Consider the following 24,740-nt stretch of genomic DNA (forward strand, 5'->3'; position numbering starts at 1 on the left):
GGCGGGGCGGTCTCACCCCCGCCGGGATTTGCCGAGGATGACCAGGGCGATGCCGCCCAGCACGGCGACCGACGACACCGCCAGGACCGGCGTGATCCGTTCCCCCAGCGCCAGCACCGCAACAAGCGCGGTGATGACCGGAACGCTCAGCTGGACGGAGGCGGCGCGGGCGGCGGTCAGGGCCGGCAACGCCGCATACCAGATGGAATAGCCGACGCCCGACGCCAGCGCCCCCGACAGCACCGCATAGACCAGCCCGCCCTGGTCCCAGCGCAGGCCGCCGCCGGACAGCGGCCCCGCCAGCAGCGCCAGAACCGCCGCCATCGGTGCGGCGCGCAGAAAATTGCCGGCGGTGGTGGCGATGGGGTCGCGGCTGGCCCGTCCCAGCAGGGAATAGATCCCCCAGGCTGCCCCGGCCACCACCATCAGCAGCGCCCCCAGCGGGTCCGGCGCCGACAGGCCGGGCGCCAGCAGCAGGGCCAGCCCGCCGAGCGCCAGCGCCAGCCCACCCCATTGCAGCGGCACCAGCCGTTCGCCGCGATACAGCCCGACCAGGATCATGGTGGCCTGCACCGCCCCGAACAGCAGCAGCGCCCCGGTCCCCGCGGTCATGGTCAGATAGGCGAAGGAGAAGGCGGCGGCATAGGCCAGCAGCGCCGCCGCCCCGCGCCAGTTGCCGGCGCCCGCCTTCGCGTGTCCCGTCGCCCGGGCGATCAGCCACAGGCTCGCCGCACCGGAGGCGATGCGCACCAGGGTGAAGCCGGCCGGGTCGGTGGCAGTCTGGGTCAGCGCCAGCCGGCACAGGATGGAGTTGGCGGCGAAGGCCAGCATCGCCAGCAGGGTCAGCAGCGCCGCCCGCCCGGCCGTGGGCACCGCCGGCGCCGGAACGGCACCCGTCTTATCGCTCGCCACCACGATTGTTTCCCTTGCAACCGGACCCGCCCAGCTAGCCGCAGGGCGGCAGCCCTGTCAAATGCCCAGCGCTGTCGGCCACGTCCTACTTTGGTCGGGCCGTGGAGGTCACGAGGAGGGACCGTGCAGGGCGAACATCAGCAGGTAGGTGCGCTGGAACGAGCTAAAATTGTTGTCGGAGACCAGATAGACCAGCGTTTCCCCCGCCGGCCCCGGCCGGGTGGCGATGCCTTCGAAATTGTCGTTCACCAGCGGCGCCTCCAGACGCCCGAGTTCCTCGCCGTCCACCACAGCACCGGCGGTCAACTGGCGCGCCGCCACCCGCACCAGCCGCGACGACCAGCCGCCGAGCAGCGACACCCTTCGTTCCAGCACCAGCACACCGCCGTCCGGCAGCGGAGCGACGGAGGTCGGGCGGTAGCGCGGGGCTGTCCGGTAGGTGAAGGGCTGCCAGTCGGCGGCGCTCGCCGGCACGCCGTCCCTGGACGAGCCCATGCGGGTTATCCAGGCGCGGCGGTCCTGATGGCCGTCGTCCTTGCCCTCCTCGATGGTCAGCAGCCGGCCGTCGGGAAGCAGGGTCAGCGACTCCAGCCCGCCATTCTCCGGCGTGCTGTCCATCCCCGGCGGCATCGGAATCGGCGTGGGCGTGCCCTCCGGTCCCCGATCGCCGCCATCGCCGCCCTTGTAGCGCAGGATGCGGTGGTCGCGCTCCAGCGACACCAGCCAGCCGCCGTCGGGCAGCCGCGTCAAATCCTCGGCATCGGTGCGGCGCTTGCGATGGGAAATCCCCTCCTCGACCGGCAAGGGACGGGCATAGACCTCCGACAGGCCGGCAAGCCGGCCCTCGGCATCGGTTTGCAACCGGCCGTCCACCACCAGCCCGGTGTCGCCGATGGCGACGAAGCGGTCGCCGGCCGGATCGATCCAAAGGCCGGACAGGCCGCCGACCCGCTCGCCCCCGGCAATGTCCAGGCCGCCCAGAAAGCGCAACGGCCCGACCGCGACCTTGTCCGGCCGCCCGCGGTCGAGCGGGACCGCGGAGGCGGTGACGGTGACGGAGAGGGGGCCGGGGGTGGGGTCGGAGTCGCCGCCGGCACCGACCACGGCGGCGCAACCGCCGGACAGGGCGACCAGCAGCAGGCTCCAGGCCAAGCTTTTGCGTATCGTCATCGGGCCACTCTTGCCAGTGCAACCGAGGGATACAATATTTCTTTTGGCTTTCTTGTGGTCGCGGCGTCAGACATACGGCAGGATGCAGCGTGAGCGTTACGCCACCTCTCTCATAACGGCCCGGTCATATCGGCTAGGCGCGGCGGGTTACTCCCTCAGAACCGGTGGGGCCTGCCGGACAAGCGCTTAGATTGACGAATGTTTTCGACGATCCTTACCCGTGACGATCGAGCCGAGTCCGTCCCCATGCCGATGCTTCCGCGGTCGCAGACCGCCTATTCTCCTCCGGACCAGACCGGCGATGGCATCGCGTCAGGCGTGTCCGGCCTGTCTCCGGCCGACCGTTTGACGGCGCGCATCCAGGAGTTGGAAGCCGAGCTGCGGGAGTTGCAGCATCGCGCCAAGAACAGCCTGCAACTGGTCATCAGCCTGCTGAAGCTGCAGGCCGGACGCATCCGCGATCCCGATGCCCGCGCCGCCTACGAACAGACCATGGTCCGCATCGAGGCGCTGGCGATCCTCTACCGTCAGCTGCACGAGAGCGGCGCCGGCACCCATGTCGATCTCGGCCGCTATGTCACGGCACTCTGCGAAGCGGTGCGGGAAGGCACGCCGGGCGCCCTGTCACGCGTGCCGGTGACCGTCAATTCCGACCCGATCCAGATCGGCCTTTACGAGGCGATGCCGCTGGGCCTGATCATCGCGGAACTGGTGACGAGCTGCTTGCACCATGCCTTCCCTGACGACGGCTGGATCCGCATCACCGTGCGCCAGCAGGGCGACAGCGGCCGCGCCCGCCTGACGGTGGAGGACAACGGCCGCGCCCTGCCCGCCGGTTTCGACACCACCGCCGAGGACGGGCTGATGCTAGCCGAGGCGCTGGCCGGCCAGCTCGGCGACACGCTGTCCACCGACAGCGACGCCGCCGGCACCACGGCCAGCGTCAGCTTCCCGGTCTGATCGGGGTTCGGGTCGCCGTCATTTCCGCGAAGGCGGGAATCCAGTCAATGCCCGTGCCCATCGTCATGCCCGTCATGGTGCTCATGGGGATGCGCCGGTTCCGCCGCCGGTTCCAGCGTGCCGGCGAACCAGCCCTGGATCGCCCGCAGCGGGTCGGTCTCCGTCGTCGTGACCGGTTCGATGCCGCGGCGCTTCATGTGGGCGACGAAGCCGGCGCCCGACGATCCGGCGATCACCACCCGCACCGCATCGATAGGGTGGGGCCGGCCGTCGCCGCAGAGGTGCAGCACCTCCTCCTCCCCCAGCTCGATCCGGCCGGTCTCCACCGGGGCGGTGCCGGCGTCGGCCTCATAGACCAGGAAGCGGCGGGTGCGGCCGCCATGGGTGGCGATGGTGGTGAAATCCTTGGTGCCGATGGCGATCTTCATGCTCTGCGGTCCCCTCGAAGGCGGTGCCCGACGACGGCGCAGTCCTGCCATGCCCGGCACCCCGCCCGCACTGAGCGAGGTCAATCGGGGGTCCCGGCGCCCCTAAAAGCTCCGGCCATCATGATTTTTTGAGCGTAGGCGTGGCCTGGATGGCTGCAATTCCCATCGGCTTTCACCAAATGGCGAAGGGTGGGGAAGGATTGGCCTTCCCACATGTTATGACCCAGGACAGCCACCCGATCGGACGCCATGTACGCCCACTCGCCCCAGCCGCTTCCGTCAGCCGGATCGACGCCCGACATCGCCGGATCGGCCGGTGTGCTGCGGCCGATCCTGCAACCGGGGCAGACCTGCTGGCGGGTTGAGGACACCGCAAGGCTCGGCGTGATCGTCGATGCGGAGGATTACTTCGCGCTGGCCAAGGCCGCCATGCGGCGCGCCCGGCGCAGCATCTACATGACCGCCTGGGATTTCGACGCCCGCATCCGCCTGATGCCGCAGACCCGCCGGCCGCGCCGGCCCGACCGGCTGGGCACGCTGCTGAACTGGCTGGCGACCACCCGGCCCGACCTGCACATCCATGTGCTGAAGTGGGACTATGCCGAGCTGTTCGACCTCGCCCGCTGGTCGCATCCCTTCATGCTGCGCAACTGGCTGACCCACCGGCGCCTGCAATACCGGCTGGACAGCGACCACCCGACCGGCGCCTGCCATCACCAGAAGATGCTGGTGATCGACGACCGGGTCGCCTTCTGCGGCGGGCTGGACATCACCGCCAACCGCTGGGACACCCGCGCCCACCATGCCCATGACCCGCGGCGGCGCCAGCCCGACGGCAAGCCCTACGAGCCGTTCCACGACGTCATGATGGCGGTGGACGGCGACGCCGCCCGCGCGCTGGGCGAGATGTTCCGCGACCGCTGGGCGCGCGCCACCGGCGAGACGCTGAAGCCCCCCGCCCCGGCCCCCGGCCGGCCCGCCCGCCGCCATCCGCTGGCTGCCGACCCCTGGCCGCCGGGCTTCGAGCCGATGCTGCGCGGCGTGCGCGTCGGCATCGCCCGCACCGACCCCGCCTGCAACGGGCGCGACGAGGTCCGCGAGGTCGAGGCGCTCTATCTGGCGGCCATCGCCGCGGCGCGCGACGTCATCTATCTGGAAAGCCAGTATTTCGCCTCGACCGCGGTGGCCGAGGCGCTGAAGGCCCGGCTGGCGGAGCCCGATGGCCCGGAGGTGATCGTCGTCAACCCGGTGCGCACCACCAGCTGGCTGGAGAACACCGTCATGCTCGGCGCCCGCGCCCGGCTGACCCGCGAGTTGCGCGAGGCCGACCGCCATGGCCGCTTCCGCCTGTTCGCGGCGCTGACCGACGGCGGCGCCTGCATCACCGTCCATGCCAAGGTGATGGTGGTCGACGACCGGCTGCTGCGCATCGGCTCGGCCAACCTGAACAACCGTTCCATGGGGCTCGACACCGAGTGCGACCTGGCGCTGGAGGCCGGGCCGGGGCCGGAGCATGCCGACACCCGCCGCGCCATCCTGCACACCCGCGACGACCTGATCGCCGAGCATCTGGGCTCCACCGCGGCGGAGGTGGCGGAGGCGCACCGGCGGCTGGGCTCGCTCGCCGCGGCCATCGACCAGCTGCGCAAGCCGGTCGGCCGGACGCTGGAGCCGCTGCACGACCCCGAACCGGACGGGCTGGCCGCCGCGGTGGCCGATGCCCGCGTCTTCGATCCCGAACATCCGGTCGGCGCGGTGGAGATCGTCCGCCGCGTGCTGCCGTCGCGCATCCCGCGCACCCGCCACTGGCTGACGCTGGCCGGCATGTTGGCGCTGCTGGGGCTGTGGGGCATGTGGCGGTACACGGCACTGCGGGAATGGGCGACGCTGGATGCCGTGATGTCGGCCTTCCACAGCCTGGGCGACAGCCCTCTGGCACCGCTGTGGCTGATGCTGGCCTATGTCGCCGGCGGTTACGTCATGTTCCCGCTGACGGTGATGATCGCCGCCACCGCCATCGTCATGGGGCCGTGGTGGGGCTTCCCCACAGCCATGGCCGGGGCGGTCGCCTCGGCGGCGGCGATGTTCTGGACCGGGCGGATCGCCGGGCGCGACCTGCTGGACCGCCATGGCGGCCCGCTGATCGCCCGCATCAACGGGAAGCTGGCCGACAGCGGCATCGCCGCGGTGGCCGGCGTGCGCGCCGTGCCGATTGCGCCCTACACGGTGGTCAATCTCGCCGCCGGCGCCTCGAAGCTGAAATTCGGCGATTTCGTGATCGGCACCATGGTCGGTCTTGCACCCGGGATCCTTGCCTTCAATCTGCTCGGGCACCAGCTTGAGCGCACCATAACGAATCCCGGCGCCGCCGACTTCGCGCTGCTGGCGGGAATGGCGGCGGTGGCCATCGGGCTCGGCTGGCTGACCAGCCGGCTTCTCGGCCGCTCCGGCCGGGATCGGGCTGGCGACACGCCGGGCCGGCAAGACGACAGGGCTGACGCAAGGCCAAAGGAAAGGAATTTGGAACCGTGATCCGTTTCAGCCGCGACCGTGTCCAGCGCATCGCCGCCGCGTTGCGCGCAGCCCGCTCCCGCCGCCCCCGCCGTGCCGACCGCCGCAGTCTCCCCGTTCCCGACGGCATGGCCGCACTCAGCGTCGCCACCTGGAACATCCACAGCTGCGTCGGCCTGGACGCCCGCTTCGCCCCCGACCGCATCGCCCAGGTGATCCGCGACCTCGACGTCGACCTGATCGGCCTGCAGGAGGTCGGCTGGCACCACCGCGGCGAATCGGGGATGGACCAGTTCGCTTTCCTGGAACGCAACACCGGGCTGAAAGCCTATGCCGGCCCGACCAAGCACAGCGAGCGCGCCCATTACGGCAATTGCCTGCTGACCCGCCTGCCGGTGCGGTCGATGGAGACGATGGACCTGTCGGTCGGCAAGCGCGAGCCGCGCGGCGGCATCGACGCGGTGGTGGAAGTGCAGGGCCGCCCCGTGCGGGTGATCGTCGCCCATCTCGGCCTCGACCCCTGGGAACGGGCCAAGCAGGTCGGCGACATAGTGTCGCGGGTGGAGAGCCAGCCGGAGCTGCCGACCCTGTTCATGGGCGACCTCAATGAATGGACGCCGAGTTCCCCCCGGCTGCGCCAGCTGGCGTCCTCTTTCGCCGACGTCGCCAACCCGCGCAGCTTCCACGCCCGCATGCCGACCCTGCGGCTCGACCGCATCTATGTAACCGGCGGCTTGCAAATTCCCGCTTTCGAGGTGATCCGCACCGTCCTCACCCGTCGGGCATCGGACCATCTGCCGGTCCGCGCCGTGCTCGCCGTCCCCTGATCGTCGAGGGCCGCTCCAGAACGTCAGTATGACCAACGGAGTCACGCACTGAGGTCATAGCGGGATTGTTGCGGTTGATAATTTTTTGTGCACCGCAATGTTCTTTTAACAACAGAGCTTTGCAAATGCGAAAAGGCTCTTGACCTATACGCGACCCCCGACGAAGGATATGGTTGGTAATACGATCAATATCTGATCGAAGGAATGACCGACCCTGGCCCACCGGGGGCAGCCGTGACGCGAGGATCCGACTTGCTGTATCACCTGTACGACATGCAACACGCTGCCATGCGGCCGATGCGTTTCTGGGCCGAAGCCGCCCAGCAGACCTTCCAGAACCCGCTGATGCCCCTGTCCTACACCAAGCTGGGCCGGGCGGTCGCCGCCGGGGCCGAGCTGGTGGAGCGGACGACCCGCCGCTTCGGCAAGCCCGCCTTCGGGCTGCCGGAAACGGTGGTCGACGGGCAGACCGTTCCGGTCACCGAGCGGTTCGTCTGGCAGTCGCCCTTCTGCCAGCTGCTGAACTTCGCCAAGCCGGAAGGCACGCCACGCCAGCCGAAGGTGCTGCTGGTCGCCCCAATGTCGGGCCATCACGCCACGCTGCTGCGCGGCACGGTGGAAGCGCTGATGCGCGACCATGACGTCTACATCACCGACTGGATCGACGCGCGGCTGGTGCCGATGTCGGCCGGGCGCTTCGATCTGGACGACTACATCGACACGGTGGCGGAGCTGATCCGCTTCCTCGGCCCCAACACCCACGTCATCGCTGTGTGCCAGCCGGCGGTTCCGGTGATGGCGGCGGTGTCGCTGATGGCGGCGGCGGACGAGCCGGTGCAGGCGCGCAGCATGACCCTGATGGGCGGCCCCATCGACCCGATGGCCAACCCGACGGTGCCGGTCAAGCTGGCAATGGAACGCCCGCTGAAGTGGTTCGAACGCAGCGTGATCACCACGGTCCCGGTCTATTATCCGGGTGCCTTCCGCCGCGTCTATCCGGGCTTCATCCAGCTGTCGGGCTTCATGTCGATGAACCTCGACCGCCACATCAACGAGCATGTCGGGCTGTTCCGCCACCTCGTCCGCGGCGACGGCGATTCGGCCGAGCAGCATCGCCGCTTCTACGACGAATATCTGTCGGTGATGGACCTGTCGGCGGACTTCTACCTGCAGACCATCGAGACGGTGTTCCAGAAGCACGCCCTGCCCGAAGGCACCATGGTGTCGCGCGGCCGCAAGGTGGAGCCGTCGGCCATCGCCAAGACCGCGGTGATGACGGTCGAAGGCGAGCTGGACGACATCTCCGCCCCCGGCCAGACCATCGCGGCGCAGCGCCTGTGCTCGTCGCTGCCGGACGACATGCGCAAGACGCATTTCCAGAAGGGCGTCGGCCATTACGGCATCTTCAACGGCCGCCGCTGGCGCGAGAGCATCCTGCCGGAAATCCGCAGCTTCATCCAAAGCCACGACGGCGAGTGAAGCTGGGGGCAGTGAAACCGGTCGATGAACAGAAAAGGGGCGCCGAACACCGGCGCCCCTTTTCTGACGTCAACCAGTTGAAGGCTCTCAGTCCACCATCGTCCGCGCCTCGGTGAAGGCATCCATGTGGGTCAGGCCGGAGGAAGCGCCGGCCTTCACCCGCATGCCGGCGGTGGCGAGGTGGAACAGGTAGCCGAGAGCGAACAGCGCCACGAACAGCCCGAAGACCAGGGTGTTGTAGTAGACCATCGTCACCAGGGCCAGCACCGCCAGCACCAGCGAGATCGCCGGGAACACCGGATAGAAGGGTGCGCGGAACGGACGCTCCAGCGCCGGTTCGGTGGTGCGCAGCCGGAACAGCGCCGCCATGCTCATGATGTACATGACGATGGCGCCGAACACCGACATGGTGACGATGTTGGCGGTCAGCGGCTGGCCGCCGATCTGGATCAGCTCGTCGGAATAGATGGCGGCGATGCCGATCACGCCACCGGCCAGGATCGCCCAGTGCGGGGTCTTGCGCGTCGGGTGCAGGCGGGCCAGCACCGGCGGCAGGAAGCCGGCGCGGGACAGCGCGAAGATCTGGCGCGAATAGCCCATGATGATGCCGTGGAAGGAGGCGATCAGGCCGAACAGGCCGATCCACACCAGCATGTGCAGCCAGCCGCTCGACTCACCGACCACCGCCTTCATCGCCTGCGGCAGCGGGTCGTTGATGTTGGACAGGGCGTTCCAGTCGCCGACGCCACCGGCGAAGATCATCGTGCCGAAGGCCAGCACCACCAGCGTCAGGATGCCGCCGATATAGGCGCGCGGCACCGTGCGCTTCGGGTCCTTGGTCTCCTCCGCCGCCATCGCCGCCCCCTCGATGGCCAGGAAGAACCAGATTGCGAAGGGGATCGCGGCGAAGATGCCGCCGAGAGCGTCCTTGCTGAAGCTCGGCGACCCCGCCCAGCCGTTGGCGGTGAAGTTGGCCCAGGAGAAGCCGGGATAGACGACGCCCATGAACACCACCAGCTCGATGATCGCCAGGATGGTGACGAACAGCTCGAAGGTGGCGGCGATGGACACGCCGGCGATGTTCAGCCCCATGAACAGGATGTAGGCGCCGACCGCCGCGGTCTTCGGGTCGAGCCCGGGAAACTGCACGTTCAGATAGGCGCCGATGGCCAGCGCAATGGCCGGCGGGGCGAAGACGAACTCGATCAGGGTGGCGAAGCCGGCGACGAAGCCGCCCTTGGGCCCGAAGGCGCGGTAGCTGTAGGCGAAGGGACCGCCGGCATGGGGGATGGCGGTGGTCAGCTCGGTGAAGCTGAAGATGAAGGTGGTGTACATCGCCGCGATCAGGATCGTGGTGACGAGGAAGCCCAACGTCCCCGCCGCCGCCCAGCCGTAGCTCCAGCCGAAATATTCGCCGGAGATCACCAGCCCGACGGCGATGCCCCACAGATGGAGCCCGCTCAGGCTTTTGCTCAATTCAGGTTTCGTGTTCCCAGACATGTTGCCTCCTGCCCCTGTTCAAGGCTTTGGATTCAGTGGCGTTGATGCCGTTGGCGGCGCTCTCTCACGACCGGTCGGTCAGTTGGTTTTTCTCGTTGTCCGGACCGGCGAGCGACGGGGCGTCCTCCTTCAGGGCGACCCCCGTCAGTTTCAGCCGCGCCGCCTCGGTGGCGAGCCAGCACAGCTTGTCGGCGGCCGTCTGGATCGACAGGCCGCCGGAATGGATGTTGGAAATGCAGTTCCGTTCGGAATCGGCGCGGCCGGGCTTCGGATCCCAGGTCAGATAGACCCCCAGCGATTCCGCCGCCGACAGGCCGGGCCGCTCGCCCACCAGCAGCGCCACCAGCCGGGCGCCCATGGCGGACGCCACCTCGTCGCCCAGCGCAACCCGCGCCTGCTCCGCCAGCACTACCGGCCCGATGCGCAGATGCCCCAGCCGCGCCGTGCAGGCCCGGATCAGCGGGACGGCGTTGACCTGCACCGCGGCGGCCGACAGCCCGTCGGCGATCACAAAGACGAGGTCCCACTCCCCCGCCGCCCATTCTCCTGCCGTCAGCCCGGCGGCACTGGCCGGGTCGAGCCGGCGGCCGAGGTCCGGACGGCGCAGATAGGTCGGGCGGTCGGGTGCGGCGCTGTGGACGCGGATGGTCTCCAGCGGCGACAGGTCGGCGGCCAGCCGGTCGAAATCGACCGCACTGTGGACGGCGTCGCGGGCACGGGCATGGGCCAGCTGGAACTCCAGCAGCGCCTTGGTCGGCAGGGCGTCGCCGCTGCGGCCGAGCGCGATGCGGGCGCGGGTGGCGCTGCGAAAGCGCGCCCACGGATCCTTTTGATTGTCTTTCGGAGTGTCGGTCATCAGGCCGCACTCCCCAGCAGGGCGGAGACGACGAGGCTCTGGTCGGGCCAGGGCGGCAGGCGGCGTTGCTCGTCGAGCCAGCCGGCCTTCTCCAGCCACGCCTCGAACTCCGGGGCCGGCGGGCGTTTCAGCAGATGCCGCAGGCCGAGCACGTCGTGGTAGGACAGGCTCTGGTAATTCAGCATCACGTCGTCGGCGCCGGGCACCGCGATGACGAAATTGACGCCCGCCGTCGCCAGCATCGTCATCAGGACGTCCATGTCGTCCTGATCGGCTTCGGCATGGTTGGTGTAGCAGACGTCGCAGCCCATCGGCACGCCCAGCAGCTTGGCGCAGAAATGGTCTTCCAGCCCGGCGCGGGTGATCTGCTTGGCGTCATAGAGATATTCGGGGCCGATGAAACCGACCACCGTGTTGACCAGCAGCGGGTCGAAGGCGCGGGCGACGGCATAGGCGCGGGTTTCCACCGTCTGCTGGTCGACGCCGAAATGGGCATCGGCCGACAGCGCCGAACCCTGCCCCGTCTCGAAATACATGACGTTGTCGCCGATGGTGCCGCGCTTCAGCGATTTCGCGGCCTCCTGCGCCTCGGCCAGCAAGGACAGGGTGACGCCGAAGCCGCGGTTGGCCTTCTCGGTGCCGGCGATGGACTGGAACACCAGATCGACCGGCGCCCCGCGCTCCATCGCCTGCATCGTCGTGGTGACATGGGCCAGCACGCAGGACTGCACCGGGATGTCGAAACGGGTGCGCACGGCGTCCAGCATCTCCAGCAGTGCGATGCAGGCCGGCACATTGTCGGTCGCCGGGTTGATGCCGATCACCGCGTCGCCGATGCCATAGAGCAGCCCGTCGAGCGTCGAGGCGGCGATGCCGGTCGGATCGTCGGTCGGGTGGTTGGGCTGCAAGCGGCTCGACAGCCGCCCCGGCAGCCCGACGGTGGTGCGGAAGCGGGTGACGACCGAGCATTTGGCGGCGACGCAGACCAGATCGTGGTTGCGCATCAGCTTCGACACCGCCGCCACCATCTCCGGCGTCAGGCCGGGGGCCAGCGCGGTCAGGGCGGCGGTATCGGCCTGATAGGACAGCAGCCAGTCGCGGAACTGCCCGACCGTCATGTGCGCCACCGGACGGAAGGCGTCCGCATCGTGGTGGTCGATGATCAGGCGCGTCACCTCGTCGGTCTCGTACGGGACCAGCACCTCGTTCAGGAAGATCTTCAGCGGCAGGTCGGCCAGCACCATGCGCGCCGCCACCCGCCGTTCGTCGCTGTCGGCGGCGATGCCCGCCAGCTCGTCGCCCGACCGCCGCGGCGAGGCGCAGGCCATCACCGCCTTCAGATCGTCGAACCGGTGGCGCTGCCGCCCCAGGTCGCACTGGTAACCAGCCATGCCGGCCTCCCGCCTGTCTCGTCACGGACGGAAGAGTGGCACGGGTGCGGCGGAGGGCAGTTGACCGTAGAACACAAAATGCCGGCCGGAGAGAGGAAGGCGCGATCAGGGGGAGTAGCTTGAACGGCGGCGTTCCGGCCCAGGCGTGGCCGTCGGCGGAGAAATCGGCTAGGCCGGCGAACCCGAAGCCCGGCCATGGCGTTCCTTCCGCACTGCAGCGCGCCGCCCGTCACCGGACGCCGCGCGCCATACGTGAAGGAGACTCCGATGCTGACGCTGTTGCGCGCCGCCGCCCTGGTCCTGCCGCTGGTCGCCGTGGCCGCCTGCCACCAGGAAGGCCCGGCCGAGCGGGCCGGCAAATCCCTCGACAATGCCGGCCAGAGCGTCAAGGACGCCATCGACCCGCCGGGTCCGGCGGAAAAGGCCGGCCGTGCCATCGACCGGACGGTCAACTGACAGCTGGACGGTCAGCGGGCGACGAAGTCCTTTCCCCGCCCGGTCGGCGGCACGCCCGACACCTCCAGCAGCAGTTTGTTGAGGATGGCGTCGGCGAAGGCGTCGAAGTCGCGGGCGGGTACCAGGAAGGCGCCGGGACCGCCGATGACATGCTCGCGGTAATAGGCTTCCAGATCGTTCGGCGCCGCCCCGCCCCAGGGGTTGGGGCGGTCGTTCAGGATCGGCAGCCCGTTGATGGTGATGCCGCGGGCGACCGCGGCGTCGCGCGCCTCCTCCACCGGACGGCCGCGGTTGTTCTCGCCGTCGCCCGAAATGTCGATGACCCGCCGTGTCCCCTCGAACCCGTTGTTGCCGAACAGCGGGATGGCGTAGTCGATGACCGCGCTGATCGAGGTCCACTGCTCCGTCATCATCGGCGCCTCCGCCACGCTGGCGGCGAAGCGTTCGATGCTGGCCGGATCGCTCAGTTCGGTCCAGCCGACGACGGTGTGCTGGTGGCTTTCCCCCGCCCATTCCACATAGGTGGCGCTGATCCGGCCGAAGGGTCCGCCGCGGATCGCCGCCTGCACCTTCGGGTTCAGCAGGGCCTGGACATAGCCGTTGCGCTGAAGCTTCGCCTCGTCCGGATCGACGCTGCCGGACACGTCGACCGCGAAGACCAGTTCTACGTCCACCGGCGTCTGCGCCGCGGCCGGAACAATGAATGCGGGCAGGCATAAAAGGGCGAGGATCGGAAAACGGGCGACCGCAGGCGCGAAGGCGCGGGTCAGGGAGTGGGCCAAGAGACGGTATGCACGCATACGCACCCTCCATCCAGCCACCGTTCCGGCCAAGGCGCCGGACGAAGGATTGAGGATTGGTACGCGAACGGTCCCTGTCCATCCTTCACTGGGCTATTCCTAAGCCCATGGACAGCCAGTGCGGGGTACTCCACCGCATGAGCGGCAAGAATATGCAGGCGGAGTGCGGGTAACGGGTGACAAATCCGATATTGCCTGCATACGCTAGTCCTATCGGGGTACGCCGTCAGGCCGGTGTTATCCCGCGCCGCCGCCCGCCCCGTTCAATCTCCGAAGCAGCCATCGACGTGCTCCCTGGTCGTTCGCTCCCCGCTCCCGCTGCGGCTTCCCCGTCGCGATGGACCAGCCGGCTGCTGCTGTCCGTCTGCACCGTCCTCGCAACCGGATTTCCGGCTTTGGGCATGGCACAGCCGGTGACGGAGTTGCCGCCCAAGCCCATCCATGCGGCGGAACTGATGGCGCCCGAGCGGCCGAAACCACAGGGCCGGACCCAGCCCGTCGCTGCCAAACCGCCCGCCACGCCGTCCAATACGCTGAACGCCGATCCGCAGACCGCAGAGGCGAGGGCCGCCGCCGCGAAAGCGGCAAAAGCCGCCAGGGCGGCCGAAGCCAGGGCCGCCGACGAGCGGATCATGAGCAGCCGGGCCGCCGACAGCCGGCCGGCGGACGGGCAGACCGCCTGCGCCGACCATGAGCCGGCGAGCCAGCAGGTGCTCGACGCCCTGTTCGGCGGGGATGCGGCCTTCGCCGACCTGGCCCGCCGGTCGCCGGCCGAGGCGTTCCGCTGCTCCAGCCTGTTCCCCGGCGACGCGGCTCTGGCCGCCCTGCGCGACGCCGTTCCGCAGGCGCCCTTCGACGCGGTCGGAGCCGCCGACCAGCTGGGCACCCGTCCCGGCGGCGAGGAGATCATCGCCCGCGCGCTCGACCTCGGGCTGCTGACCCGCTCGCTGGACGGCGGCATGCCCTTCTACGAGACACGGCACGAGCTGCGCAAACGCCTGCCGAAGACGGATCTCCGGGCGCTGGAAATTCATGCGGCCAAGGCATTGGCGGCCTCGCTGGCGCGCGATCCGGCGGGGATGGCGCCGAAGATCGGCGCGCTGCTCGACGACATGGTCGACGATCCGCCGGCCGACCGCTTCCGCATCACGATGGCGATGTCGTCGGAGGATCTGCTCGGGCTGATCGCACGGATCGGGCCGCAGCTCTACACCTCCTCGCTCGACGGGCTGGTCAACATCCTGCGGATCCAGGTGAAGCTGGAGAAGCGCAGTTTCCTCGACCTCGCGCGCGAGGAGCGGACGCGGCCATTGTGGGCGGAGTTCTTCGTCGCGACGGTCGGCGGCGGACGGGCGGCGAGCCTGTTCGGCACCAACCCGGCCATCGCACGGGACCTGATGCGCGAGAGCCTGCGGGCTCTGCTGCCGGTCGACGGGAAGCCGCCGGCGATCGACACCGCGGTCGTGATCGGCGCCCTGGCCGACGCCATGGATCTCGACAGCCCTCCCATCCGCGCCGCGCTCGAGGACGAGCTGGCCGCCCGCTACCGCGCCGCTGGCGACACGCCGGCAAAGACCGGCCTTCAGGAAGTTTCCGTACGGAACGGGACCGGCGACACGCCGGCCCGGGGCGGGACCGGCGACACGCCGGCCCGGGGCGGGACCGGCGACACGCCGGCCCGGAGCATGATCGGGTTGGCGGGCAGCCTGCACGCGGCACGGCTGTCGGGCCGGATGGCCACCCCCGCCTTCGAGGCGGAACGCTTCCCCCAGCACCACCCGCTGGCCGCCCTGCCGGTCCTGAGCGGAGAGCGCCTGTTCCGCAACGGCATCAATGTGCAGCGGATGACCTTCTACGACGATCCCGACGGCCGGGCGTCCTTCCGCGGCTTCCTGCGCCAGCACCGCGCGCAGGGTTGGGCGCTGCACGCCCAGTCCGGCTTCGCCGTCGCCATCAGTCCGGAACGCCACGGGCGCCGCATCATCATCGTCGCCGACATCCCCGGTGCCGGCGATGCCGGCCGCGCCGCCGCCTGGGACTGGATGGCGCGCGAGGGGCTGACCCCGTCCATCGTCATCCATCGCGGCCACAGCTATCACGAAGACGCCACCATGACGGAGATCGCGCCGGGCACGGCGCTGGTCTTCTGGGGCTCCTGCGGCGGACACACGCGCCTGCGCTCGACCTTGGAACGCGCCCCCGACGCGCTGGTTCTGGCGACCCAGAACATCGGCGTGTCGACGGTCAACGAGGCTCTGCTGGGCATCATGGAGGAGCGGCTGCTGGCCGACGGCGCCATCGACTGGAACGCCGTGTGGAAGGAGGCGCGCGGCCGCATCCGCGACCGCCGCTTCGCCTCCTACAAGCGGCCCGACCAGGATTCGGCGAACCTCGCTTTCCGTGCCTGGCAGGTCCAGACGGCGTCGCACTGAGCCGCAAAGCCGGTTGCGGAAGCATGGCTGTGTTTCGCCGCCGCCGCTTGCGGCGGAACCGGGCGCATGGTGCTGTGATGTGGTCGATTGTCGCTCCTTCCCCGGCATACCCCCTGGTATCGAGGTTTCCAGCCATGACGTGGCAGACGCTCGCCTTCTTCTTCGCCACCGCCTTCGTGATCTCGATGACGCCGGGCCCGAACATGCTGCTGGCGATGAGCCTCGGCCTGCGGTTCGGCGCACGCCGCGCCGCCTGGGGCGGGGCCGGCATGTGCGCGGCGCTGGCGGTGATGGCGGCGCTGTCGGCCTTCGGGCTGGGCGCCCTGCTCTCCACCTCCGTCCTCGCCTTCGAGATCGTGCGCTGGGCCGGTGTCGCCTATCTGACCTGGCTCGGGATCGCCGCATGGCGGGCGCCGGTCGAACAGCCGGGCGAGCGCGATGCCGCAGCCGCCGCTTCGGGAGAAGGCACCCCCGTCCGCCTGTTCCTGCGCGGCACGCTGGTCGCCTTCAGCAACCCGAAGGCGCTGGTCTTCATGGGCGCGCTGTTCCCGCAATTCATCGACGCCGCCGCCCCGCTGGCGCCGCAGCTGGTGGCGCTGGTCGCCACCATGGTGGTGATCGAGTTCGGCTGGATCATGGCCTATGCCACCGGCGGCGACCGTCTGGCGGCGAAGCTGACCACGGTGTCGGCGGCCAAGTCGCTGAACCGCCTGACCGGCGGCCTGATGATCGGCGCCGGTGGCCTGCTGGCGCTCGCCCGCCGGGTCTGATCCGCCCGGCTTTTCCCGGAAAAGACCCCGAAAAAGAAAAGGGCCGCGCAATCGCGCGGCCCTATAGTTTAGGGAGGAAACGCCCCGAGAATGGGCAAGGGCAGAATATGCTGCGGCGCACACGAACTGGTATTACCAATGCTGAATGGTAGCCATGCGTCACGGGAATAGCCCTATGCAGCAATATGCATTGTCAGCAATAGAGCACAGCCCCGGTTACAAAAATTTCACAGATCCGCCGCGTCCCGGTCATCGCCCGCACCACTAATGCTGCGGTTCGCCGTTCCAGCCGAAAGGCTTACCCCCAGGCAGGGGCGGCGATGCGAAACACCCGGCCTTAGGAACGGTGCGATGGCGATCCCAGTCCTGCGCAGCCTGACGCTGAAGCAGGCGATTCACGCGGTCCTCGCCGCCTTCGTCATCGGCCTGACCATCACCGCGGCCGAATTCGCCTGGACCGCCACGCGCGAGCGGGCGACGGCGCTGGCGCAGGTCAAGGATGTGGTCGCGCTGGTCGAGGGGCCGGCCGCCAGCGCCGCCTGGCTGATCGACGCGGAGCTGGCCGGACTGGTGTTGCAGGGCATGGTCCGCGCCAGCGCCGCCTGGGCGGAAATCCGCCTCGGCGACGGCACCCTGCTGGCGCGCCGCGAACGCCCGCCCAAGCCGGCCAGCCTCCTTGAGCGCGGGGTGACCGCCCTGCTGTTCGTCGACCGGCCGGTGGTGACGCACGAGCTGATGACCCCGACGAACGGATTGGCGAGCGGGCCGCGGGCCGCCGACGGCTCGCGGATCGGACAGCTGATCGTCGGCATCGACACCGGACGGGCGGCCTCCGGCTTCCTCACCTATGTTTCGGCGGCGCTGGTGGCAGGGACCCTGCGCAACCTGCTGATCGGGCTGGCGATGGCGGCGGTGTTCCACCGGCTGCTGACCCGCCCGCTGTTGCAGATCGGCCGCGCGGTGGCGCGGATCGACCCGGAAAAGCCCTATGGCCAGCCGCTGGCCGTGCCGCGCGGCCATGCCGACGACGAGCTCGGCTTCGTCATCTCCCGCTTCAACCACACCCTCACCCTGCTGGAGCACGAGCATGACGAGCTGCGGCGGCTGGCAACGCGCTGTCCGCTGACCGGGCTGGCGAACCGGGCTCTGCTGCTCGACCGGCTGGACCACGCCATCGAGCTGGCGAACCGCGCGCGCGCACCGGATGCCGGCCGGCTGGCGGTGCTGTATGTCGACCTCGACCGCTTCAAGCGGGTGAACGACAGCCTGGGCCACGGCATCGGCGACCTGCTGCTCTGCCGGGTGGCGGAGCGGCTGGGCGCCAGCGTGCGCCGCTGCGACACCGTTGGCCGGCTGGGCGGCGACGAGTTCCTGGTGGTGCTGGAGCGCGTCGCCGACCGGGACGAGGCGGCGATGGTCGCGCAGCGGCTGCTCGACGGCCTGTCCTCCCTGCGCGATGTGGGGGAACACCGCGTCCATCTCACCGCCAGCATCGGCGTGGCCGTCCATCCTGCGACAGGGAATGGAGACGCGCCGGACGCCACCGGCCTGATGCGGATGGCCGATTCGGCGATGCAGGCGGCGAAGGCGGCGGGCGGCGACCGCTTCGTCTTCTACACCCGCGAGATGACCGACCGGGCGGAGACCCGGCTGCGGCTGGAATCCGGCCTGCGCGAGGCGGTGGCGTCGCGCGCCTTCGAGCTGGTCTATCAGCCGAAGATCGAGGCGGCGAGCGGCCGGCTGACTGGCTTCGAGGCGCTGATCCGCTGGCGGCACGAGGGGGCGGCGGTCTCTCCCGCCGACTTCATCCCGGTCGCCGAGGACACCGGCCTGATCATCGAGATCGGCCGCTGGGTGCTGGAGGAGGCCTGCCGCACCGCGACCCGCTGGGCGCTCGACCACGGCCCGGTGCCGGTCGCGGTCAACGTTTCCGCCCGCCAGCTCGCCGATCCCGGCTTCGCCCGGCTGGTCGAACAGGTGTTGCAGCGCCACGGCACGCCGCCCAACCTGCTGGAGCTGGAGATCACCGAGACCGTCATCATGAAGGACGTGCGCCACCATCTGCCGACGCTGAACCGGCTGCGGGCGTTGGGGGTGCGCATCGCTATCGACGATTTCGGCACCGGCTATTCCTCGCTGGCCTATCTGCGCCAGCTGCCGGTCGATGTGCTGAAGATCGACCGCAGCTTCGTCAACGACCTGCCGCATGCCCCCGACATCGCCTCCACCGTCATCGCGCTCGCCCAGCGTCTTCTGCTGTCCACCGTGGCGGAGGGGGTGGAGACCGCCGAGCAGCGCCATTGGCTGGCCGAGGCCGGCTGCGACTGCCTGCAAGGCTTCCTGATCTCGCGCCCGTTGGCGGCCGAGGCGGCCGAGGCGATGGTGATGACCGCCTTCGCCCGGACCGAGCCGCTGCCGATGACGGCGTGAGGCCGGAGTTTCGGTCAATGCGCGGCGGAGGTCCGGTCAAGACAGCCCTCAGCATGCCGGCTATGGTCGCCACCTCGACGCCAACCGACCGATACGCCTGATGACCACCACCGCCACCCTGCCCGACCGCCGCTCATCCAACCGCGCCACGCTGGTCGGCTTCATCGCCATCCTGCTGTGGGCGACCCTGGCCCCGCTGGCGACGCTGGCCGCCATGGTGCCGCCGTTCCAGCTGGTGGCGACCTCCTTCCTGCTGGCCTTCCTGGTCGGCAGCGGCTGGACCGCATCCCGCGGCGACAACCCCCTGCGCTATTTCCGCCAGCCGGTCGCGGCCTGGGCACTGGGCGTCGGCGGGCTGTTCGGCTTCCACTTCCTCTATTTCATGGCCTTGCAGGCGGCCCCGCCGGTGGAGGCCAACCTGATCAACTATCTGTGGCCGCTGCTGATCGTGCTGTTCTCCGCCCTGCTGCCGGGGGAGCGGCTGCGGGCGTGGCATGTCGGCGGCGCCGTCGCCGGGCTGGCGGGCACCGCCCTGCTGATCGCGCGCGGCGGCACCAGCGGCTCGGTGGGCGGATTTTCCATCGATCCGGCGCATCTGCCGGGCTATGCCGCCGCACTCGGCAGCGCCGTCACCTGGGCCGGCTATTCGGTGCTGCGCCGCCGGCTGGGCCAGATCGGCGAGGCGCCGACCGACGCCGTCAGCGCCTTCTGCCTCGTCACGGCGCTGCTGTCGCTGCTCTGCCATCTGGCGCTGGAGCGCACGGTGTGGCCGGACAGCGCCGCCGGCTGGGGAGCAATGCTTCTGCTCGGGCTGGGACCGGTGGGGGCGGCCTTCTTCGTCTGGGATTACGGCGTGCGCCACGGCGACATCCGGGCGCTGGGGGCGCTGTCCTATCTGGCGCCGCTGCTGTCCACCCTGCTGCTGGTCCTGTTCGGCCTCGCCGCCAATTCGGGCATCATCTGGGTGTCCTGCGCCCTGATCGCCGGCGGGTCGCTGCTCGCCAGCAAGGACCTGCTGCGGCGGAAGGCTTAAGCTTCCGCCCCCTGCGCAGCGGCCGCGACGTCGTGGCGGGCGCGGTCGGCGCTCGCCAGCCCATTGAAGTACCAGTTCAGCGCCACCGCCGTCAGGGTGCCGAGCAGGATGCCGCTGTGCAGAAGCGGCGACAGGAAGGCCGGCATCTGCGAGAAGAACTTGTCCGACACCAGCGGGATCAGCCCGACGCCGATGCTGACCGCCACGACGATCAGGTTCTCGCGCCGGCCGGCGAAATCGACCTGCGTCAGGATCTTCACGCCGGTCGCCGCCACCATGCCGAACATCACCAGCCCGGCCCCGCCCAGCACGAAGGCCGGCACCGACGCCACCACATGGGCTAGCTTCGGCAGCAGCCCGAGCAGCAGCAGGATCAGCCCGCCCGCCGCACAGACCCAGCGGCTGCGCACGCCCGTCACCCCGACCAGACCGACATTCTGCGAGAAGGAGGTGTAGGGGAAGGTGTTGAAGACGCCGCCGATCAGCGTGCCCAGCCCGTCGGTGCGCAGGCCGCGGACCAGATCCTCGCGGCTCACCGGACGGCCGACCATGTCGCCGACGGCCAGGAACATGCCGGTCGACTCGATCATCACCACGATCATCACCAGCGACATGGTCAGGATGGCGACCGGATCGAACACCGGCATGCCGAACTGGAAGGGCTGAACCAGCGCGACCCACGGCGCCTCCCCCAGCCCTTTGAAATCGACCATGCCCAGAACCATCGCCAGCACCATGCCGGCCACCAGCCCCAGCAGAACCGCGACGTTTCGGACGAAGCCGCGGCCATGCTTCATCAGCGCCAGGATCGTCAGCAGCACGAAGGCGGCAATGCCCAGGAAGGCCGGGTCGCCGAATCGCGGGTTGCCGACCCCGCCGCCGGCCCAGCCCACCCCCACCCGCATCAGCGAGACGCCGATGATGGCGATGACGCTGCCGGTCACCACCGGCGGGAACAGCGGCAGCAGCCGGCCGACCAGCGGGGCGGCCAGGATGGCGAAGATGCCCGACCCGATCACCGCGCCGTAAATCCCCAGCAACCCCAGCGACGGGTTTGTCGCCATCGCCACCATCGGGCCGACCGCGGCGAAGGTGACGCCCATCATCACCGGCAGCCGGATGCCGAATCGCCAGACCCCCACCGCCTGGATCAGCGTGACCACGCCGCAGGCGAACAGGTCGGCGTTGATCAGCATGGCGATCTGGTCCTTCGGCAGCTTCAAGGCACCGCCGACGATCAGCGGCACCGCGATGGCCCCGGCATACATCACCAGCACATGCTGCAACCCCAGCGCCAGCAGCCGCCAGGGCGCCAGAACCTCGTCGACGGGATGGACATCGGGGGTGGCGGCGCTTTTCATGGCGGAAGCCTCGCTCTGCAATCGGTCGGCTTCGCTCTGCATGGGGCGTGCCGCACCGGCGGATGGCGGCTTCCGGCCGCCTCCCCGCCCACCGCTGCACAATGCCTGAGCAGATTCACCACGCTGCTGCCCGTACAGGTGGCAAAAGCCGCGCGGTTTATTGCCGCGCCCGGCTGGAGACCCCGACGGGGGCTGCGTTATTCTTTAACGATCCGTGCGTACAGTCGCTGCCGCATACCCCTTTCGCGCAACCGAAGCCGAGCGTCGCGATGAGCAAGTCGATCGAGGGTGTATCCAACTGGATGCACATGTTCCGTTGGATCGTGAAGCTGATCCGCGACGAGTATGGGGTCGATGAGGCTCTGCTGACCCGCAATGCGACGCTGGAAACCGACATCCAGCTGTCCATCGACCAGGTCGAGCAGGTGCTGGAATACATTGCCGAAAGCTTCTCCATCCGCTTTCCCGACGGGACGCTGGACGAGCTGGTGAAGCTGGAGGAACTCTGCCTGCTGGCCAGCTGGATCAAGGGCTACTACAAGCGCCCTGAATTCATCTCCGACGCCTTCGAGTCCCGCTGCCGCAGCATCAACCAGATTGCAGCCTGACGATGACCGACCGGACCTCCCCCCTCCCGTCCACCCCGTACCCGCCGGGCTTCGTCTGGGGCGTTTCCACCTCTGCCTACCAGATCGAGGGGGCGGCGGCCGAGGACGGGCGCGGCGCCAGCATCTGGGACGTGCGCTGCCGCACCCAGGGCGGGGTGGTGAACGGCGACACCGGCGATGTCGCCTGCGACCACTACCACCGCATGCCGGAGGATGTGGCCTTGATGCAGGGGCTGGGCGTCGACGCCTACCGCTTCTCCATCTCCTGGCCGCGGGTGATGCCGCGCGGCAAGGGGGCGGTGAACGCGGCGGGGCTGGACTTCTACGACCGGCTGATCGACCGGCTTCTGGAGTCGGGCATCGAGCCCTGGCTGTGCCTCTACCATTGGGACTTGCCGCAGGCCTTGCAGGATCTGGGCGGCTGGTCGTCGCGTGACTGCGCCGGCTGGTACGCCGACTATGCGGCACTCTGCGCCCGGCGCTACGGCGACCGGGTGAAGCGCTGGATCACCTTCAACGAATTCTCGGTCTTCACCCTGTTCGGCTACGCGATCCCCTGGGCGGCACCGGGAATCGTCGACCGGGCGCAGCATCTGCGCGCCATCCACCACGTCAACCTCGCCCATGGCGCCGGGGTGGACGTGCTGCGCGACATGGTGCCGGGCGCCTCCATCGGCGCCATCCACAACCGTCAGGTCGTGATCCCGGAGACCGACACGCCGGAGAACCGCACCGCCGCCGCTCTGCTGGACGAGCATTGGAATCTGGTGTTCTGCGACCCGCAGATCCTGGGCCACTACCCGCCGCAGACCGCCGCCGCCATCGAGCCCCATGTCCAGCCCGGCGACATGGCGCGCATCGCCCGGCCGGTGGACTGGTTCGGGCTGAACCATTACGGCCCGATCTTCGCCAAGGCCGATCCGGCCCGCACCTGGGGCTATGGCTGGGGCGACGCGCCGGCCGATTCGCCGACCCACGGCGTCGGCTGGGCGATCTTCCCCGATGCCTTCCGGGACGAGCTGCTGACCATCCAGCGCCGCTACCGCCTGCCCATCGTGGTGACGGAGAACGGTTGCGGCGGCAGCGACGCCGTCAGCGCGGACGGCAGGGTCCACGACCCGCACCGCATCAACTACCTCACCATCTACAACGCGGCGATGCGCGACGCGATGGCCCAGGGTGCCGATGTGCGCGGCTATTTCGTCTGGTCGCTGCTGGACAATTTCGAATGGGGCAGCGGCTATGGACAACGCTTCGGCATCGTCCACGTCGATTTCCAGACCCTGGCCCGCACACGCAAGGACTCGGCGCACTGGTACGCGGAGCTGATCCGGGCGGCGAAGTCCTAACGCCGCCACACCTCGGCACAGACGCCCTCCGCCTCGCCCGGCGCTTCCACCAGCGCCGCCGCGCCGTGCAGGAGCAGGCTGTGGCCGGCGGGAACCGTCAGCGCCTCGCCATCCTCCGGCGTCACCGTCAACGTGCCGGCAAGGGCATGAACCAGCAGCACGTCGCCGGCAGCCTGGTGGGCGTTGGCCCGGTGCGCGGCGGGGCCGGCCAGCAGGGTCAACACGCCGGTCGCCGAGGCGCGGTCGAGCATCAAATTGACGTCGCGGATCGGCCCAGCGGTCGGCTCGCACCACACCGGAGCCTCGCCGGGAAAGGCGAAGGCGGGGTCGAGGCGGCGGCGCTCGACCGGCGGCGCGCCATCGACCGACAGGCGCATGCCCTCGCCCTCCACCACGGCGATCAGGCGGTCATAACCGGGAAAAGCGGAAAAGGGGCCGGGCTCGACCACGTCGGCAATGCTGACGCGCCAGACGAAACGTCCATCGGGGCGGCCGTCGGCGGACGGTTCCATCGCCAGCTCGGTGGTGATGCCGCCGCCGTTCTTCCAGGGAACGCGGCGATGGTCGGCGGGGCTCAGGCGCGTGATGGACGGCAAAATCTTGCTCCGGAACGGATCGGCTCCGTTCCGTCATAGCACAGCCGGCCCATAGCACAACCGGCGGACCGCCTTCACACGAACAGGCTGAAGCTGCCCATCAGTTTCTGGGTGCCGGTCTGTCCGGTGGGGATGGAGTTCATGCTGCCGATGGCCTGGTTCAGACCGTCGAGCGTCGCCTGCTGGCCGGTGGTAAGCGCCATGCCGGTATCGCCCTTGGCCGGCTGCTTGGCGACCGTGTCGAAATCCTGGCTGTAATTCCCCATGACCAGCTGCATGGCGTAATTCTTCGGATCCTTGTCCGACTGGCCCTTGTCGCGGGTCACGCGCACGGTGTAGTCGCCCTTGTCGACCGTCAGGTTGCCGGCCTGCAACTGCTTGAAGGCCTTGTAATCGTCGCCGGCCTTCGGGTCGCTGTCGGCCATCACGCGGCCGAGATTGTTCATCAGCTGGACGCGCAGGCCGTCGTCGCCGACCTGCCCCATGGTCATCTCGCCCTTCTGGGTGACCTTGAATTTGTAGAAATCGACCTTGTCGTTCGGCGCCAGGGTGCTGGCGACGTTCAGGCGGGTGGTGTTCTTCGCAAGCACGCCGATGTCGGTGGCGCCCGCCGTGGTGGTCAGCGCCGATTTCTTGACAGTCTTGGAATATTCCTTGACGTCGCCGACAGCCTGATTGCTCTGCGACTTCTTGATGGCCTCCACCGCGTTGTTGATCGACGCGTTGAGGCTGGAGACCATAGAGTTGACGCCTGAGAGAGCATCATCCGCCATGATTCGTCATCCTTCTTCCGATCCGACCATCGCGCCCGTCCCAACCCGGACCTCGGCGAGGAACTGCCAACAAGAGTGCGGCCGGCTGAGCCGCCACC

General features: G+C 69.2%; 21 protein-coding genes. 11 read left to right on the plus strand and 10 right to left on the minus strand.

The annotated features are described in order from the left end of the window. Positions 1-12: 12 nt before the first annotated feature. Together VH569_RS04210 and VH569_RS04215 are read right to left on the minus strand one after the other, a co-directional pair. On the minus strand, positions 13-915 hold the full coding sequence (locus VH569_RS04210) for a DMT family transporter (protein WP_423314264.1): 903 nt from the start codon (positions 913-915) through the stop codon (positions 13-15). A 105-nt stretch (positions 916-1,020) separates the two neighbouring features. Continuing rightward, positions 1,021-2,082, minus strand: coding sequence for an esterase-like activity of phytase family protein (locus tag VH569_RS04215; protein WP_423314265.1), 1,062 nt, complete (start codon positions 2,080-2,082; stop codon positions 1,021-1,023). A gap of 246 nt (positions 2,083-2,328) precedes the next feature. Here VH569_RS04215 and VH569_RS04220 point away from each other — a divergent pair, with 246 nt between their 5' ends. Further along, complete coding sequence (locus tag VH569_RS04220; RefSeq protein WP_098736200.1) at positions 2,329-3,042, plus strand: sensor histidine kinase; 714 nt, start codon at positions 2,329-2,331, stop codon at positions 3,040-3,042. 44 nt (positions 3,043-3,086) lie between these two features. Here the strand turns inward: VH569_RS04220 and VH569_RS04225 are convergent, their stop codons facing one another. After that, on the minus strand, positions 3,087-3,470 hold the full coding sequence (locus tag VH569_RS04225) for a NifB/NifX family molybdenum-iron cluster-binding protein (protein WP_423314266.1): 384 nt from the start codon (positions 3,468-3,470) through the stop codon (positions 3,087-3,089). 249 nt (positions 3,471-3,719) lie between these two features. On the opposite strand from VH569_RS04225, the gene VH569_RS04230 reads away from it, so the two are divergent. From VH569_RS04230 to VH569_RS04240, 3 genes are all read left to right on the plus strand, one after another. Beyond that, positions 3,720-6,002, plus strand: a complete 2,283-nt coding sequence (locus tag VH569_RS04230; protein ID WP_423314267.1) for a VTT domain-containing protein — start codon at positions 3,720-3,722, stop codon at positions 6,000-6,002. Continuing rightward, positions 5,999-6,808 (plus strand): endonuclease/exonuclease/phosphatase family protein, encoded by an 810-nt coding sequence (locus VH569_RS04235; protein ID WP_423314268.1) that lies wholly within the window; start codon positions 5,999-6,001, stop codon positions 6,806-6,808. The genes VH569_RS04230 and VH569_RS04235 overlap by 4 nt, the downstream gene beginning before the upstream one ends. A 252-nt stretch (positions 6,809-7,060) precedes the next feature. Continuing rightward, positions 7,061-8,287, plus strand: coding sequence for a polyhydroxyalkanoate depolymerase (locus VH569_RS04240; protein ID WP_423314269.1), 1,227 nt, complete (start codon positions 7,061-7,063; stop codon positions 8,285-8,287). 87 nt (positions 8,288-8,374) lie between these two features. Here the strand turns inward: VH569_RS04240 and eat are convergent, their stop codons facing one another. From eat to VH569_RS04255, 3 genes are all read right to left on the minus strand, one after another. After that, positions 8,375-9,787, minus strand: coding sequence for an ethanolamine permease (gene eat, locus VH569_RS04245; RefSeq protein ID WP_423314270.1), 1,413 nt, complete (start codon positions 9,785-9,787; stop codon positions 8,375-8,377). Positions 9,788-9,851: 64 nt separating this feature from the next. Continuing rightward, on the minus strand, positions 9,852-10,643 hold the full coding sequence (eutC, locus tag VH569_RS04250) for an ethanolamine ammonia-lyase subunit EutC (RefSeq protein WP_423314271.1): 792 nt from the start codon (positions 10,641-10,643) through the stop codon (positions 9,852-9,854). Continuing rightward, positions 10,643-12,034 (minus strand): ethanolamine ammonia-lyase subunit EutB, encoded by a 1,392-nt coding sequence (locus tag VH569_RS04255; RefSeq protein ID WP_423314272.1) that lies wholly within the window; start codon positions 12,032-12,034, stop codon positions 10,643-10,645. Before VH569_RS04255 ends, eutC begins: the two co-directional genes overlap by 1 nt. 267 nt (positions 12,035-12,301) lie before the next feature. Here VH569_RS04255 and VH569_RS04260 point away from each other — a divergent pair, with 267 nt between their 5' ends. Then, the gene (locus VH569_RS04260) at positions 12,302-12,490 is read left to right on the plus strand and encodes a hypothetical protein (RefSeq protein WP_247879558.1); all 189 of its coding nucleotides are present in this window, start codon (positions 12,302-12,304) and stop codon (positions 12,488-12,490) included. An 11-nt stretch (positions 12,491-12,501) separates the two neighbouring features. On the opposite strand, the gene VH569_RS04265 is transcribed toward VH569_RS04260, so the two are convergent. Further along, positions 12,502-13,290, minus strand: a complete 789-nt coding sequence (locus VH569_RS04265; protein WP_423314273.1) for a DUF1194 domain-containing protein — start codon at positions 13,288-13,290, stop codon at positions 12,502-12,504. A gap of 401 nt (positions 13,291-13,691) precedes the next feature. Here VH569_RS04265 and VH569_RS04270 point away from each other — a divergent pair, with 401 nt between their 5' ends. From VH569_RS04270 to VH569_RS04285, 4 genes are all read left to right on the plus strand, one after another. After that, positions 13,692-15,722, plus strand: a complete 2,031-nt coding sequence (locus VH569_RS04270) for a hypothetical protein (protein WP_423314274.1) — start codon at positions 13,692-13,694, stop codon at positions 15,720-15,722. Positions 15,723-15,856: 134 nt separating this feature from the next. Then, entirely contained in the window at positions 15,857-16,492 is a 636-nt protein-coding gene (locus tag VH569_RS04275) for a LysE family translocator (RefSeq protein ID WP_423314275.1), read from the plus strand. A 351-nt stretch (positions 16,493-16,843) separates the two neighbouring features. Continuing rightward, positions 16,844-18,922, plus strand: coding sequence for a putative bifunctional diguanylate cyclase/phosphodiesterase (locus VH569_RS04280; RefSeq protein WP_423314276.1), 2,079 nt, complete (start codon positions 16,844-16,846; stop codon positions 18,920-18,922). Positions 18,923-19,022: 100 nt separating this feature from the next. Then, complete coding sequence (locus VH569_RS04285; protein WP_423314277.1) at positions 19,023-19,955, plus strand: DMT family transporter; 933 nt, start codon at positions 19,023-19,025, stop codon at positions 19,953-19,955. Here VH569_RS04285 and VH569_RS04290 read toward each other — a convergent pair. Further along, complete coding sequence (locus VH569_RS04290; protein WP_423314278.1) at positions 19,952-21,358, minus strand: nucleobase:cation symporter-2 family protein; 1,407 nt, start codon at positions 21,356-21,358, stop codon at positions 19,952-19,954. The genes VH569_RS04285 and VH569_RS04290 overlap by 4 nt on opposite strands. Before the next feature lie 227 nt (positions 21,359-21,585). Between VH569_RS04290 and VH569_RS04295 the strand changes: the two genes are divergently transcribed. Beyond that, positions 21,586-21,924: an acyl carrier protein gene (locus VH569_RS04295; protein WP_423314279.1), complete on the plus strand. Its 339-nt coding sequence runs from the start codon at positions 21,586-21,588 to the stop codon at positions 21,922-21,924. Positions 21,925-21,926: 2 nt separating this feature from the next. Then, positions 21,927-23,273: a GH1 family beta-glucosidase gene (locus VH569_RS04300; protein WP_423314280.1), complete on the plus strand. Its 1,347-nt coding sequence runs from the start codon at positions 21,927-21,929 to the stop codon at positions 23,271-23,273. On the opposite strand, the gene VH569_RS04305 is transcribed toward VH569_RS04300, so the two are convergent. Together VH569_RS04305 and VH569_RS04310 are read right to left on the minus strand one after the other, a co-directional pair. Then, positions 23,270-23,869 (minus strand): HutD family protein, encoded by a 600-nt coding sequence (locus tag VH569_RS04305; protein ID WP_423314281.1) that lies wholly within the window; start codon positions 23,867-23,869, stop codon positions 23,270-23,272. The two genes, VH569_RS04300 and VH569_RS04305, sit on opposite strands and share 4 nt — an antisense overlap. 74 nt (positions 23,870-23,943) lie before the next feature. Further along, positions 23,944-24,642 (minus strand): hypothetical protein, encoded by a 699-nt coding sequence (locus VH569_RS04310; RefSeq protein WP_423314282.1) that lies wholly within the window; start codon positions 24,640-24,642, stop codon positions 23,944-23,946. Between the last annotated feature and the right edge of the window lie 98 nt (positions 24,643-24,740).

The organism is Azospirillum sp. 11R-A (assembly GCF_049472615.1).
GTDB classification, from domain to species: Bacteria; Pseudomonadota; Alphaproteobacteria; order Azospirillales; family Azospirillaceae; genus Azospirillum; species Azospirillum palustre.